This window comes from Colwellia polaris, assembly GCF_002104515.1.
Taxonomy (GTDB): Bacteria; Pseudomonadota; Gammaproteobacteria; order Enterobacterales; family Alteromonadaceae; genus Cognaticolwellia; species Cognaticolwellia polaris.
The window spans coordinates 160,142-174,592 of sequence record NZ_NBOE01000006.1; the positions used below are offsets into that span (position 1 = coordinate 160,142).

Here is a 14,451-nt window from a genome sequence, read left to right on the forward strand (position 1 = left end):
TGTGGAACGACAAGCTTTTTCAAAAGTAACTGAGATTTATTTAGTTAAAGCAGCAATAAACAGCAGATGTTTTAACTCAATAAATTTTATGAAGGTATTGTTATGCAATATAGTTTTAACCTTAAAAAAAGTAGGCAAACGATTAAACTAGCGTTGATAGCCGCTACATTGGTGATACTTGCAGGGTGTTTTCCGAGTAATGATCTTGGTCGTGAAGAATATTTACTACAAGGTAGAACTATGGGAACAACCTATAATATTAAAGTGGTAGGAGAAAATATCGATACTGAAAAGTTACAGCAAGGCATTGATGCAAAGCTAGTCAAGTTAAACCAGGAAATGTCGACCTATATTAAAGATTCAGAATTATCGATATTTAACCAATCAACCTCGCTTGAGCCAGTTAAGGTATCTGAAGGCTTAGGTCGAGTGATTAACGAAGCTATACGTTTAGGTGAGTTAAGTGAAGGGGCGCTTGATGTTACCGTGGGGCCTTTGGTTAACTTATGGGGCTTTGGCCCAGAATACCGTCCTGAAACCGTGCCAAGTAAAGAATTACTAGCAGCAACCAAGTCACGCATTGGTTTAGATAAACTTACCTTTGAACATGGCATGTTAAGTAAAAATATTCCAGATCTTTATGTAGATTTATCTACCATAGCCAAAGGTTATGGGGTTGATTTAGTTGCAGAGTTTGTCGAGGCCAATGGTATTAATAACTACCTAGTTGAAATTGGCGGTGAAATGCGAATTAAAGGTTTTAAGCATACCGGTGAGTTGTGGCATGTTGCGATTGAAAAACCGGTGAATAACGAGCGTTCAGTGCATCAAATTATTATTCCTAAAGATAATGCCGTAGCAACGTCAGGCGACTACAGAATTTACTTTGAAGCTGATGGCCAACGATTTTCGCATATCATAGACCCAAATACTGGGAAGCCAATTAACCATAAACTGGTCTCTGTTACTGTAATACATCCATCTTCAATGACCGCTGATGGTTTATCTACAGCAATGATGGTCATGGGAGAAGATAAAGCTATAGCATTTGCTGAAGCACATGATCTGGCTGTTTACATTATTGCTAAAACAGAGCATGGCTTTGTTGAGCAAAGCACGGTAAAATTCATGCAATATCTTAAGTAGGTTTGCACTTTTACTTAAATAAGTTAATTTGTTTAATATTTTTTAAAGGAAATAGTTGTTTCCAAACGTTTATATAAAAAATATTGATATGTTATAAAATAGGTAGGCACACATTATGGCTATATTTTTAATCACCTTCGGCTTTTTTCTCGTTATTTTTGCAGCAATGGCTGTTGGTTATATTTTTCAAAACAAAACCCTTGCTGGTAGTTGCGGCGGTTTAGCTAGTGTTGGTATTGATAAATCATGTAATTGTGATAACCCATGCGAAAAACGTCAAGAACGTGATCGTGTTGGCGCGTTAGCTGTTGGTGATATTAATGTGAAAAACATTTAGGTTAAAACTGATGAGATAAACAATAGAAAAGGTGAGCTTTAGCTCACCTTTTTCATTTATAAACGTTTACTTTGTTGCTTAGTCGTTTAAAAACTATCAATACTTGTATGAAACCTAATGGCTCTCAATGTAAATCATAAAGTCGATAGAACTTATAAACCTATCCTAGCAACCGTTCAAACAGCCAATAGGTAGCCATAATAGCGATAGCACCATTCAAGTTTTTTACCAGCCTAGTTTGATACCAGTTTTTGTTCCTAAACGGTAGTAAACAGATAAAAGCTAAAGCAATAACTGTTAGTTGTCCAAGTTCAACACCGATATTAAAAGAAATTAAACTCAAAGCGTATTGGCTTTGCGGTAGCCCAACATCTGCTAATACCGATGCAAACCCTAGCCCATGTAATAAACCAAAAGCGAATATTACCGGCATACGAGTATGGCTTAAGGTATTACTTTTCGCGCGGTGGATATTTTCTAGAGCAACATAAACAATAGAGAGTGCAATTAGCGGCTCAACAATAGCGCTAGATACTTCTACAATGCCATATATTCCTAGTGCTAAGGTAATAGTATGAGCAAGCGTGAATGCCGATACCTGCCAAAGTAAAACTGCACGGCTTTTGGCAAAAAGTAATAATGCTAAAACAAAAAGAATATGATCTAAACCGCGCGGAATAATATGAACAAAACCTTGATAAACATAATCAAGCGCATTGCTAACCTTCTCGGGCATTATTATTGAGTTTTCAGCCAATCCGGTGATGTTATCGTTTACAAGATAGCGTTGACTTAATGTTGTTGCAGTAATCATTTCTTGTTGAGGTCGAACGACTTTAAGCACAATGTCGCCAAATAAAGGAGAGAAACGCACAGCAATGCTATTCGAACTTGAAGGAATATTACCGTTTGCAAATAACTTTGCCTTATCGCTGGTTAGATTTACTTGCTGAGCTAGTAATTGTTTTAGCTGTTGTAATGTTAAGCCGCTAAAAGAGACACTTTGCTGCTGTGTTGTTGCTGATGTTGTGGTGTGTTGATAATTTTCTTCTGTCTCAATGTCTATTTGAACATTATTATCGGCAGTGTTATCTGCAGTGTTATCAGTGTTATCAGTGTAGTCAGCAGTGCTAGCAACATTATTAGCTAAAAATTCAAATTGAATGCTAGTTTGATCACTCAAAATAGTCTTTACGTTTTCAAGTAGTTTTTTTTGTTCAAAAAATGATAGCTGATTGATTAACTCTATAACTTGATTATCGCTATTTGTAACAGCTAAATGCTTTTTTAACAGATGAATAAAATCAACCTCAACAACTAGTTGAAAGCTTTCAGCGTTCTCTAACGATAACGTTGCTTGGTTAATCTCATTAGAATGGGCCGAACTCGTTGATGAAAAAAACGAGGCAGTAACAAGAACAATGCAAAGGTAAAAAAATGAAAGTGTGCGCATAGGTACAGTATTTAGCTCTTTGTAAGATAAAAAATAGCGTTACGCTATAGTATCTTTTATTAAATTAACAGCATTGTTTGTTGAAGTAACAAATTTTTTACATTATTCCAGATTTACACTAGTAATTGCGTTTATAAAATTAAAGTTTGTTTCTTTAGAAGGTGCTTTAAGCAAAGGTGGAAACTAAAAAGCAGGCTGTTTTATTTGATAAAGGCTGTCTGATAAAGGTTGCTTGGTAATGACTTTCTGGAAAAGGGGCGTACAAATTATTAGCAATATTTTTTACTCTGTCGGTGTTAGTTCTGTAAAACAAATTGATACATTAAAAGCGGAGTAAGTCACACAATTAAAAGGGAAAATAACCACTCTAAAACTGACAAAGCAACTTATCTATTCGTTCGCTTTAATAATCAGAACACTACTCGTTCAATTAGGTCACTGGTCATTATGATTAAAAAAATAGTATTAATTGTCTTACTTTCCTGTATTTCTGGTACTTCTTGGGCTGCGGGCCCTGGCAGTATAGATTTAACCAGCTCGGTACTTGGTTTTACCGCCCTTATTTTGTTCTCCGTTGCTTACTTATTAGTGATTGGTGAAGATGTTATTCATTTAAGAAAGTCAAAACCTGTGTTGGTTGCAGCAGGTATTATTTGGCTGATTATTGGTTGGATTTACACGCAAAATGGTATTCCTTTAGAAGCAGAAGAGGCCTTTAACCATAACTTACTTGAATATGCCCAACTTTTATTATTTCTATTAGTGGCAATGACCTACATTAATGCTATGGAAGAAAGAGGTATTTTTGATGGTTTACGTTTATGGATGGTGTCTAAAGGCTTAAGTCTAAGATCATTGTTTTGGTTAACCGGGGTTTTAGCCTTTGTTATTTCTTCTTTTGCTAACAACCTAACTACCGCGATGTTGATGTGTGCCATTATATTGAAGGTCGCTTCAAAAGATAAAAAATTCATCAACATTGCCTGTATTAACATTGTTGTTGCTGCTAATGCCGGTGGCGTATTTAGCCCATTTGGCGACATTACAACATTAATGATTTGGCAATCAGGTTTGGTAAAGTTTGAACAATTTATTGTCTTGTTTATTCCATCTTTGGTTAATTTTTTGGTGCCAGCTATTATTATGAGTTTTTTCATTTCTAATGAAAAGTCAGTGGTTGATATTAGTGAAACTGTCGAAATTAAGCGCGGAGCTAAAAGAATTGTCGGGTTGTTTATTTTAACTATCGCCACCGCTGTTTTATGTCACAGTGTAGTTAATATGCCGCCAGTGCTTGGCATGATGATGGGACTAGGTTACTTAAAGTTTTTCGGTTATTACTTACGAATGAGCCTACCGCGATCTTTAGATAAAAAGCGTAGCAAAGCTGAAGCAGCGAATGACGCTGAAGAATTGAAAAAGTTAGGGAACATAGTCCCTTTTGATATTTTCGATAAAATAGCGCGCGCAGAGTGGGACACTTTATTGTTTTTCTATGGTGTTGTGATGTGTGTTGGCGGTCTTGGCTTTATGGGCTATTTAAGTTTAGTGTCAGAAGCGTTATATAGTAACTGGAGTCCTACGTATGCCAATATAGCGGTTGGGGTGTTATCTGCCATTGTAGATAATATTCCGGTTGTATTTGCCGTATTAAGTATGAACCCAGTAATGGATCTTCAACAATGGTTATTAGTAACGATGACCGCAGGTGTTGGTGGCAGCTTATTGTCAATTGGCTCTGCTGCTGGTGTTGCTTTAATGGGGCAAACTAAAGGCGTTTATTCATTTATGGGTCACCTTAAGTGGAGTTGGGTAATTGCGCTAGGCTACGCAGCAAGTATTGGCGTGCACTTTTTAATTAATGGCTAACCTAATTACTTTTCATCGTTAACTGATTATTTTTCTGCCTGTTATTAATAAGCTTAAATGACAGGCAGTTTACTTTTTAAACCTCAAAGGCGTACTGATTGTCTACAGCTTAAAAACAAGCTGTAATCCTTATGCTTACATCTAAAACTAATTAACAGAGCCTTGATTATTCTTCTGTATTGACGTTAGCGCTATATATGGTATCGTTACTGTGTTTATATACAGCTTCGTTGTTAGTGTCATTCCTCAAGTTTATTAATATGGAACGGTAAATGTTTAGAGGGTACCAGAGTCAAAGAAAAATAATTTACATCGATACACCCTGTTATTGGCAACATAGCCGTGATGAAAAAACATCAGTTTCAGTTTATATCCCTTCAACATCTTTGTTCATGTCTTTATTTTATCGTGTGAAAAGTGCGTATGTTTTTTTAAAACGAGCTAAGTCATGAAAAAAATCATTCATGTTGATATGGATGCCTTTTTTGTCTCTGTTGAAATCAGAGATAACCCACAATTAGCAAATAAAGCCGTTGCTGTTGGTGGCAAGTCTGACCGACGCGGCGTGTTGTCTACCTGCAATTATATTGCAAGGCAGTTTGGTGTTAGCTCTGCTATGCCTTCTGCTGTTGCTTTAAAAAAGTGCCCTGATCTGGTTATAGTGCCGGGAAGAATGGCGGTATATAAAGAAGCTAGTCAGATAATTAGAGAGGTTTTTGAAAGATATACGGATAAAATTGAACCGCTTTCATTAGATGAAGCATACCTAGATGTAACTCATGTAGAACTGCATAACGGCTCAGCTACCTTAATCGCGCAAGAAATAAGGGCAGAAATATACAAAGCAACAGGCTTAACCGCTTCGGCTGGCATTGCGCCGTTAAAGTTTGTTGCAAAAATTGCCTCAGATCTAAACAAGCCCAATGGCCAGTGCACCATTGGGCCAAATGACATTGATAACTTCCTTGAAAACTTATCCTTAAGAAAAATTCCAGGTGTTGGCAAAGTGACTTCAGAAAAGCTAAAAAACCTAGGTTTTGAAACCTGTGGGGATATAAGAGCTTCCAATGAAGCTTATTTGATAAATAAATTTGGTAAATATGGCCAAGTGCTCTGGCGAAGAAGCCACGGTATTGATGAGCGAGAAGTGCAAGTGACTCGCATTAGGAAGTCAGTAGGGGTTGAAAGAACGTTTGATAAAGACGTTAAAAGTCTTCAAGTGATGGATGAGATATTAAAAGAAAAACTAATACCAGAGCTTATTAAAAGGGCTGCTAAGCATTTAGAGACCAGAAAAATTAGCAAGCTGGGTGTAAAGGTTAAGTTTAATGATTTTCATCAAACAACAAAAGAGCAAACGTATTCAGACATAAATCCTAAGTTATTTTCTGAGTTATTAACTGAGGCGGTTAATCGTGGAAATGGCAAACCTGTCAGGTTATTAGGCGTACATATTGGGCTTGCCGATGAAGCGGAAAAAACATTACAGCTTGGGTTAGACTTATAATTAATTACAAGTTTGACTCAAACCTACGATTATAAAAAACAGCGTGAAAGTGCCACAAGGCTTATTATCATTAACATCTCTTTTATAGCGTTGTTAGGCTCAATATCATGTTAAGACAGTTTTGTTAAACATAGCTAATGACAATGAATTTAGTTTTGCCATATAGGATCTTATTATAGGCTTTTGGCTAGTATTATTTGCTGCGAGTGATCTAAGTTTTGCCTTTTCGAGTAACTTAGCGAGTAAACAAGCGAGTAAACAAGCGATTAAGTTAATTCATATTCATTTTAGTAAAGCGGCCAAAAATCAGAATAGTAAAATAAATACCTACAAGAATTTTATGTGTAAGGTTAAAGTGATAAATAAGGTCTACGCTATTACCTATAAGTTTAGGTTTAACAATTATAATAAGACGAGGAAATTATGTTTAAAAAATCTTTAGTGGCGGTAACGTTGTTTTTTAGTATCGCAGCAACGAGTACAGCAAATGCACAATCTATGGCTGATAAAGAAATAACCGTACAGCAGGCTGCAGGCGATGTTTATATGCTTCAAGGCCCAGGTGGCAATATTGGTGTATTAGCGACAGATAAAGGCTTACTATTAGTTGATGATAAGTTTGCACCATTAGCTGAAAAAATTGAAAGTGCGATGAAAGGGCTAGAAGACAAAGATCTTAAATATATTATTAATACTCACTTTCATGGTGATCACACGGGCAGTAATCAATTTTTCTCTCATAAAGCGCCTATTTTTGCGCATGAAAATGTCCGTAGCCGCTTGAGCAGTAAAGCAGAACACAGCGTCGAAAGCTTACCTGTAGTAACATACAAAGATGGTATTACTATTTATTTAGATAATGAAGAAGTTCAGTTAACGCATTTACCAAAAGGTCATACAGACGGCGACACTTATGTTTACTTCAAAAAGGCCAATGTATTACATACCGGCGACTTATTCTTTGAAGTTGGCTTTCCATATGTCGACTTAAAAAGCGGTGGTAGTGTTAAAGGTTATTTAGCTAGCGTTAAACACATGCTGAAAAACACACCAGACGATGTCGTTATTATTCCTGGTCACGGCAAACTCACCAATAAAGAAAGTTTACTAGCGTTTGCTGAGATGATCAGCTTCAGTATTGATAGAGTTGCATCAGCACTTGCGGCAGGAAAATCAGAAGAGCAAATACTTAGCGCAGGTATTGGTGAAAAATATAAGCATTTATCTTGGGCGTTTATCACAGAAGAAAAGTGGTTAAAAACCTTGGTTGCAGATTTAAAGTAGCAGCGAGTAATAGTAACGAAAAACTGTGATATTAGCTTCTTACACGTTAAGTTAATTATCATTTCACTTGGCTGTATTTTGGATTGATGAAAGGGCATTAAAGCCCTTTTTTTCATGATGAGTGTTAAGTGATGTAGTTTCTAAACTTGAGTAAAGCCGGCAGGTAAATAGGTTATCGTTTGATTGTTAAAATAAGCGATAGCATATTGGTATAAATTTATTTTGAAATAGATGGTTTTGCCCCTTTACGGCTATTCAATCTATAAGTTTTATCGGCAGCTTATCCGACATTGCGGACATTATAATTGTATTATTTATGGGGGAGCTTAAAATAATGATTTTAAGCTCCCCCAAACAACTAATACGATCTAAACTTTCTTAAATCTTACTTTCGGCAGCAGCTACCATATCTTGTAAATAATCTATTACCGAATGGTCGGTTATGTTTTTTTTCTTAACAATTTCAAGTGCTTTTTCAAAGTGCGATTTTGCAAAAGAAAACTGCTTTGTACGCATGTATCCGCTCCCTAAATTGGAATGTGAAAATGATGACTTTGGATAAAGAACGGTAAATTTTTTCAATGTTTCAATTGCTTCACTATTTCGTTGATTTAAAAATTGTCCATCTGCTAAGTCTGAAAGCACAATTTCAGGAATTAATATTTCATACTTGTAGCGCTTCGATAAAGAAGAGTAATAGTTTTGAATATCAATAATTGAAGCATATTTTCCATGGTTATCGGTTACTTTAAAATTTAAATCATCGAATAATTTAACTAAGCCTTCGTAAATGCTTGGGTAAATTGTTGATTCATGAGTCTCGTTCTCAAATTGATTAAACCCCCAAGTAAATGATGCTGGTGCAACTTCTTCCAACTTAGAAGCGATTCTTAGAGCATTCGAATACATTCCTCGACCTTCATTCGCTACTGTCAAAAACAAGTTACCACTAAAGTTATTATGGGCCTTACTAAAAGTAGCTAGGTTTTCATCTATCTCATTATCTCCCCACCAAGCAGCAGGACTTATCAATAAATAATTTGTAAATATATTTGGTGAAGTGACTAATGTGTGCAACCCAAATACACCTGCGTTTGAATATCCTATCATGGTTCTATTTGGTAGCACTTGATAAGCATCTTCTATATAAGGAAAAAGTTCAGATTCCAAAAATTTAGAAAAGTTCTTTGTGCCACCAAATTGAGGGAATTTGTTTTTAATCCAGAGTTGATGATTGTTTTTGGGATCTCCATCAATGGGTGGTAAATAGTCCCTAACTCTAATTGTCGTTTCGACTCCTACAATAATTGAGGGTGGAATTTTCCGAGAGTTCACTAAAGCTTTTACAATACCAACTGTTGAGGTGAATAAATATTCTGCATCAAATAGGTAGATGACTTGATATTTTTTACTAGCGTCAAAATCACTAGGCTTATAGACCAAAATATTGCGGTTTTCGTTCAGGGTATTGGAGTGGATGGTTAGTTTTGTGCCAATGGTAATCGCTTCTTCTTTAATAACTTGAGCGAATGTTGATGTGGTAAACAATGTTACAACTAATAGAGAGTAAAAACGGAGGCGCATATTCTTTCCTTAAATTAAACATTAAAATCTCAATGTGTTACGGTAGCGAAAGTCATTCATTAATAACAATAAAAAACCTGATTTTTTGTTGATTTTCACCTGAAATTTTAAATAGCTAAATGAAAAGTAATAATTTTGTACTTGGACAGCATCATGTTGATGTTGCTCGTAATCTAATAAAAATTAATGGTCAAATAAATCGGCTACCGCCCAAAGCAATTGCTTTATTATGCGTACTTGCCGAAAACCAAGGCGAAGTCTATAGTATTGAAGATATTATGAAAATTGTTTGGGAAGATAGGATTGTTTCTTCCAATTCCTTGCAAAGCTGCATATCACAACTAAGAAAAGCTTTAAATGATGATGCGCAAACACAAAGGGTTATTAAAACCCATAGCAAAAAAGGTTATAGTCTAGAAATACCTGTTACTCACTTTGACTCCTCAAGTTCAAAAGCTAGCTACCTTAGACTCAACACATTTTGGCGTATTTTATTTGTCACTTTAATTGTTGTGATTGCCTACTGGTTTCATCCTCTCTCAGAAAAAAATAAACAACATATTGAAGTTTCTCCTATAACAAGTAGTGATGATTGGGAGTCTGGTGCTAGTTATGGGCCTGGAGGCAATTTTATTATTTTTCAACGGTATATAGACAATTGCTATAGTAATATTTGGTTAAAAGAGGTTTCGAGCCATAAAGAAAAACAACTTACGTATAATAAAGGTGTTTATGGCAAACCTAGTTGGTCCAATGATGGTAACCACATTACTTTTACAGAGCGCAATGCATGTAAACCAAGTCAAGTTGATGAAGAGTATTGTTGGTCTGTTAATACATTAAGCGTACTCGACGCAATAACGTCTCCTCAGAAGCCAGTAAGGAGGCTCGAATGTCAAAGCAACCCTGCTTGGCTCGCTAAGTGGTTGCCGACTGGGGATATCAGCTATTTAACTGAGAAAGACGGTAGTACAATGATTCAGCTATATAGTCCTAAAACTCAGAAAGTTATAACTTTATTTGAGGTGCTTAGTAGTTACACATATAGTTATGATTTCTCAGTCGCAAATAGCACTTTTGCTCTTTTGAGTCTTAATGAAAAAAATGATCATGTATTTAGAGTGCTTAGCTTGACTGGCGAAGTGATATCCAAAGCTTTAATTAAGCTACCACTTAATTTTCCAAGAGATAGAGCGTTAAAAATTAAGTATCATCCTTCTGGGGAGTATGTAACTGTAAGCTCAGATAGCCGTATATACAGGCTGGATGTAGATGGAGAATTATCAAAAATTGATATCGGAGGAAGACTAAATCTCACAGATTTTTCTTTCCACCCAAACGGCCAATTGCTTATCGCAACAGAGATCGTTGCTGACACTGATATTGTTTTGTTACCCAAAACACTTTTCAGAAAAAATATAGAAATATCATCTTTAGATGGGTACAAGTTGGCTAGATCTAACCTCAGTGAAGATATGCCCAAGTTTCAACCCTTGGGTGAACGAATCGCTTATACTTCAAATCGTTCAGGGATAAGACAACTTTGGCTTTTTAATAAAGAAAATGTGCAGTTAAGCCAAGGTGAATATGGGTTACAGAGTAAAACAATTGCTTGGTCACCTACCGGTACTATGATTGCTGGAATATCTGAAAATAAAGTTCAAATCTGGCAACTAGACGGGCATTACCAGAAAATTGAAACAAAGCTCCATGTAGAGTCTGTTATGCAATGGTACTCGGTTAACGAGTTATTAGTTACAGCGATAATTGATGGGCATAGCACTTTACATAAACTCAATATTAAAACTAAAGCAATGAAAAATTTAGGAATAAAAAATATACTTTGGGCAAATTATGGCGACAATGGGCAACTTTTTTACTTAAAACGTAACGGCAAGTTTTGGCGAAATGCAGTAAAACCTGTTGAAATGCCTAAATTAAACAATCAGTTTGAACAGCCTTTTGCTGTTTATAATTCTGGTGAGTTATATGGAATAAATAATGACCGACAACTTTGGGTCTATTCTATAGCTGATGATACCTTTGGAGTTTTATCTACGCTTCCTGAAAATGTACGCTACTTATCTGATTTTAATGGAAGTGATTTCCTTATTACTCAAATGAAACAACTTAAAAAGGATCTGTTATTAATAAAACATAATGAGCAGTAAACGGTTCCTATTAACGCAAATATGTTTTAGTTATTCGAAGTATGAATGTCTGCACAGCTTCATACAGCCTCAGAAAAGAGCAACAACACCCTAAATATGAACATGGTTTCATAAAGGCTAATGTCCGCTTTAGGCTCTTAGCAGCCTGTCAGATTAGATAAACCTAATCGTCAAAGCTGCATGTTCAAATATTAGCGACTACAGATAAAAGTCACTAATTTAGCATTGCTAATAACTCAGCCTGTTGTTTCTCACGAGAAACGTACTTAATCCATTGCTTAGCTGTTTTTTCGGAAGCTTTTATGCTTTCTGCTTGCTGAAAAGAAGTAAGTGACTGACTAAATAATTTTACGTTGAAATAGCTCATACCAAGAATTAGATGCATATCACCTTCACGACTAATTCCACCTCTATCTAACGCTTTTTTAGCCGTTTCAATTGCCTTATCCCAGTTTTCTAAATTTAAGTAAGCTTGTGCAAGTTGTGCATCAAACTTGCCTGTGTCAGCAATTTCTGCTGCTTTAGCTAAAACAGGGATCGCCTTTTCATCATTTTTTGCCGCTACATACGATTGCGCTAGCATTTCTAAATGTTTTACAGTTGCTACTACTTTACCGCTGGCAATGGATTCATCAAGTAGTTTAGCTGCTTTAAAAGGCGCACCATTAAATCGGTATAGTTGAACTAAAGTAATAATATCTTGATCTTTAGTTATATAACCTGCTTGCCAAGCAGTTTCCATTGCGCCCATTTGTTTTTTCTCTTGGCCAATTTCACCGTACATGCTCGCAAGCTGTATCCAGTACTCGGGTTTACTATAAAGTTTGACCATAAGCTCCATCACTTCCGTAACTTTCTCTGGTTGCTTCAACTCATAATAATTTGCTCGCTGCAAGATTAACCAATTTTCTTTAGCTTTTTGATTATTTGCATTGGCGACTTCAATCGCATTACCGATTGAAATAAGCGACTGAGTAAAGTTGTTATCTTGATAGTGCACTTGAGCAAACAGCATATGTTGACTAGCTGTTAGGGCTTTAGTGTTAACCTCTTTCCAAAGGTTTAAATAATTAAGTGTTTCTTCATGTGCTTGTTGTTGCATTGATAGCTGAGCAAGTGAGTACAGAGTAGATAATCGCAGTGACTCTGGTATTGCATCTTGTGCAACTACATTTTTAAAACTCGCTTTGGCCTGCACTAAATCTTCATTAGCATAATGCATAAAACCATAGAAATTCCAAAGCATGGATTTTTCATAACTATTTAAGCTTTCTAAACGATCTTTTACAGCATCAAGTACCGCAAGGCCTTCTGCTTTATCGCCGTTATCTGCAATTTGCTGAGCCCTGGCAAGCTGCGTGTAAACCCTGTTTCGCATCGCAGGAACGCGCACTGATTTTTTTGTTTCTTCTGCTTGCGCTTTAGCTAAGCCGCCAACTAAGACAGGTGAAGCATATAGCGTGCTTATTGATAAAATAGTACACAATATTTTTTTCATCACTTACTCTCTTTTTTAACCGTCAATTTCAAATGAAATTTTGTTTTGAACACCGGCTACTTCTGTAGCTACGCCATCGACTACTCGCGGTTTATATTTAAACTTTAATGCGGCATCCATTGCAGCTCTATCAAAAATCCCTTCAGGTTGGGACTCTATAACTAAGGGATTTCGTACAGAGCCATTTTTTGTCACTGTAAATTCAACAATAACGTAGCCTTCAATACCTCTTGATTGTGCACGCCGAGGATAAATTGGCGCCACTTTTACAATCGGAAGATAATCACCGTCTGCACTTTCTAGATTTAGCCCACCAGACAACCCTGAATCAGTTTGAACATCAGCGGTAAAACTTGTACTTACCGCATTAGTGTTAGGGTTAGCTTGTTGCATTTGTGGCTGTTGCATTTGAGGTGGAGGCTCTTTAGGCGTAGGCGGCTTTTGCGGCTTTCGTTCTTTTTTCTGCACTGTTTCATCTTGTTTTAAGCGAATAAAATCAAGTACATTACCTCGAGGCGGCTCGGACAATACGTCGTTACCACCAGCGATCAGGCGCTGCATACTCCACAAAAGAGCTATGGTTACCATTACAGCTAATACTAAAGATATTGCGTAACGTACTAGGTTCGTCCCCATAACTAACTCTCTTGCGTCGCAATTGAGACATCAAATACGCCAGCAGCACGAGCAGAATCCATAACCTTGATTAATAAGTCGGTCGTGGCTTTTTTATCTGCTTGGATAACCACTGTACCCTGTGGATTTTCAGCTTTTAAGCGTTCGATATTTGCTTGCACTGCACGAACATCAATGCGACGTTTGTTAATCCAGATATCGCCTTTATCACTGATAGCTACTAGGATATTCGCTCGTTCTTTTTTAACGGCTGTAGCAGCTTCCGGACGATTAACTTCAATACCTGCTTCTTTAACAAACGAGGCTGTAACAATAAAAAATATCAATAGAATAAATACAACATCGAGCATTGGCGTCATATTAATTTCTTCCGCTTCTTCTTGCTCTTGTAAAACTTTTGCTAATTGAGAGCGCATGTTCTAAACCCTTTTAATTCGTTAGTGCGCCATTGGCAGCGCATCTTCAATCTGTTCTGTGCGACGTTTAGTTTTTCGTTGCAACCAAGTGACAATAAATACTCCTGAAAGTGAGCCAACCATGCCTGCCATTGTAGGAATAGTTGCCCTAGATACACCCGATGCCATTGATCGTGCGTTACCACTGCCTGAAATGGCCATTACATCAAACACTTCTATCATCCCTGTCACTGTCCCAAGTAACCCCATTAAAGGGCATAACACAACTAAACTTTGGATAAGCGCTACATTATGATTTAGTAATGCTGTAACACGCGATACGTTAGCTATTCTTATATGTTCAGCATTCCAAGATTTTCTTTCACCTCGTTGTAGCCACTGTTCGACAATTTGCTTTTTCACTTTTTTATAACCATAAAGAAAAAAGTACAAACGTTCAAAAATCAGTAGCCACATCAGGCAGATAACACCGGCGATTGCCGTTAACACCTGACCGCCAGTATCTAAAAATTCACGAATGCTATTCATCAACTCGATGAATAAGATCATG

The 14,451-nt window shown here is 36.6% G+C and carries 12 protein-coding genes; 6 read left to right on the forward strand and 6 right to left on the reverse strand.

Annotated elements, in window-relative coordinates; genetic code table 11:
* Positions 1-102 precede the first annotated feature (102 nt).
* Together B6A32_RS11580 and nqrM are read left to right on the forward strand one after the other, a co-directional pair.
* Entirely contained in the window at positions 103-1,146 is a 1,044-nt protein-coding gene (locus B6A32_RS11580; RefSeq protein ID WP_101685954.1) for an FAD:protein FMN transferase, read from the forward strand.
* 115 nt (positions 1,147-1,261) lie between these two features.
* Positions 1,262-1,483: a (Na+)-NQR maturation NqrM gene (gene nqrM / locus B6A32_RS11585; RefSeq protein ID WP_085304171.1), complete on the forward strand. Its 222-nt coding sequence runs from the start codon at positions 1,262-1,264 to the stop codon at positions 1,481-1,483.
* A 160-nt stretch (positions 1,484-1,643) separates the two neighbouring features.
* Here nqrM and B6A32_RS19355 read toward each other — a convergent pair whose 3' ends face one another.
* Complete coding sequence (locus B6A32_RS19355) at positions 1,644-2,936, reverse strand: HupE/UreJ family protein (RefSeq protein ID WP_198946909.1); 1,293 nt, start codon at positions 2,934-2,936, stop codon at positions 1,644-1,646.
* A gap of 447 nt (positions 2,937-3,383) precedes the next feature.
* On the opposite strand from B6A32_RS19355, the gene nhaD reads away from it, so the two are divergent.
* The 3 genes from nhaD (at position 3,384) to B6A32_RS11605 (ending at position 7,596) form a co-directional block, all read left to right on the forward strand.
* Positions 3,384-4,805: a sodium:proton antiporter NhaD gene (nhaD, locus tag B6A32_RS11595; protein WP_085304173.1), complete on the forward strand. Its 1,422-nt coding sequence runs from the start codon at positions 3,384-3,386 to the stop codon at positions 4,803-4,805.
* Between the two features lie 448 nt (positions 4,806-5,253).
* Positions 5,254-6,312 carry a DNA polymerase IV gene (gene dinB, locus B6A32_RS11600; RefSeq protein WP_085304175.1) on the forward strand — a complete coding sequence of 353 codons (1,059 nt, stop codon included), beginning with the start codon at positions 5,254-5,256 and terminating at the stop codon, positions 6,310-6,312.
* Between the two features lie 423 nt (positions 6,313-6,735).
* Positions 6,736-7,596 (forward strand): MBL fold metallo-hydrolase, encoded by an 861-nt coding sequence (locus B6A32_RS11605; protein ID WP_085304178.1) that lies wholly within the window; start codon positions 6,736-6,738, stop codon positions 7,594-7,596.
* A 378-nt stretch (positions 7,597-7,974) separates the two neighbouring features.
* Here B6A32_RS11605 and B6A32_RS11610 read toward each other — a convergent pair whose 3' ends face one another.
* A complete protein-coding gene (locus tag B6A32_RS11610; RefSeq protein WP_085304180.1) occupies positions 7,975-9,180 on the reverse strand; it encodes an alpha/beta hydrolase-fold protein in 1,206 nt (401 codons plus the stop codon).
* Positions 9,181-9,299: 119 nt separating this feature from the next.
* On the opposite strand from B6A32_RS11610, the gene B6A32_RS11615 reads away from it, so the two are divergent.
* A complete protein-coding gene (locus B6A32_RS11615) occupies positions 9,300-11,351 on the forward strand; it encodes a winged helix-turn-helix domain-containing protein (RefSeq protein ID WP_085304182.1) in 2,052 nt (683 codons plus the stop codon).
* Between the two features lie 214 nt (positions 11,352-11,565).
* Here B6A32_RS11615 and B6A32_RS11620 read toward each other — a convergent pair whose 3' ends face one another.
* The 4 genes from B6A32_RS11620 to B6A32_RS11635 are packed head-to-tail and all read right to left on the reverse strand — an operon-like array spanning position 11,566 to position 14,450.
* A complete protein-coding gene (locus B6A32_RS11620) occupies positions 11,566-12,849 on the reverse strand; it encodes a tetratricopeptide repeat protein (RefSeq protein WP_085304184.1) in 1,284 nt (427 codons plus the stop codon).
* 15 nt (positions 12,850-12,864) lie between these two features.
* The gene (locus tag B6A32_RS11625) at positions 12,865-13,485 is read right to left on the reverse strand and encodes an energy transducer TonB (protein WP_085304186.1); all 621 of its coding nucleotides are present in this window, start codon (positions 13,483-13,485) and stop codon (positions 12,865-12,867) included.
* 2 nt (positions 13,486-13,487) lie between these two features.
* On the reverse strand, positions 13,488-13,901 hold the full coding sequence (locus B6A32_RS11630) for an ExbD/TolR family protein (protein WP_085304188.1): 414 nt from the start codon (positions 13,899-13,901) through the stop codon (positions 13,488-13,490).
* Positions 13,902-13,922: 21 nt separating this feature from the next.
* The gene (locus B6A32_RS11635) at positions 13,923-14,450 is read right to left on the reverse strand and encodes a MotA/TolQ/ExbB proton channel family protein (RefSeq protein WP_085304190.1); all 528 of its coding nucleotides are present in this window, start codon (positions 14,448-14,450) and stop codon (positions 13,923-13,925) included.
* Between the last annotated feature and the right edge of the window lies 1 nt (position 14,451).

What these genes read in the sequence shown, in the direction of transcription:
- B6A32_RS11625 (WP_085304186.1), bottom strand. Translation starts at nt 13,485, where the DNA reads ATGGGGACGAACCTAGTACGTTACGCAATATCTTTAGTATTAGCTGTA.
- B6A32_RS11580 (WP_101685954.1), top strand. Translation starts at nt 103, where the DNA reads ATGCAATATAGTTTTAACCTTAAAAAAAGTAGGCAAACGATTAAACTA.
- B6A32_RS11615 (WP_085304182.1), top strand. Translation starts at nt 9,300, where the DNA reads ATGAAAAGTAATAATTTTGTACTTGGACAGCATCATGTTGATGTTGCT.
- nhaD (WP_085304173.1), top strand. Translation starts at nt 3,384, where the DNA reads ATGATTAAAAAAATAGTATTAATTGTCTTACTTTCCTGTATTTCTGGT.
- B6A32_RS11620 (WP_085304184.1), bottom strand. Translation starts at nt 12,849, where the DNA reads ATGAAAAAAATATTGTGTACTATTTTATCAATAAGCACGCTATATGCT.
- B6A32_RS11630 (WP_085304188.1), bottom strand. Translation starts at nt 13,901, where the DNA reads ATGCGCTCTCAATTAGCAAAAGTTTTACAAGAGCAAGAAGAAGCGGAA.
- B6A32_RS11610 (WP_085304180.1), bottom strand. Translation starts at nt 9,180, where the DNA reads ATGCGCCTCCGTTTTTACTCTCTATTAGTTGTAACATTGTTTACCACA.
- nqrM (WP_085304171.1), top strand. Translation starts at nt 1,262, where the DNA reads ATGGCTATATTTTTAATCACCTTCGGCTTTTTTCTCGTTATTTTTGCA.
- B6A32_RS19355 (WP_198946909.1), bottom strand. Translation starts at nt 2,936, where the DNA reads ATGCGCACACTTTCATTTTTTTACCTTTGCATTGTTCTTGTTACTGCC.
- B6A32_RS11605 (WP_085304178.1), top strand. Translation starts at nt 6,736, where the DNA reads ATGTTTAAAAAATCTTTAGTGGCGGTAACGTTGTTTTTTAGTATCGCA.
- B6A32_RS11635 (WP_085304190.1), bottom strand. Translation starts at nt 14,450, where the DNA reads ATGATCTTATTCATCGAGTTGATGAATAGCATTCGTGAATTTTTAGAT.
- dinB (WP_085304175.1), top strand. Translation starts at nt 5,254, where the DNA reads ATGAAAAAAATCATTCATGTTGATATGGATGCCTTTTTTGTCTCTGTT.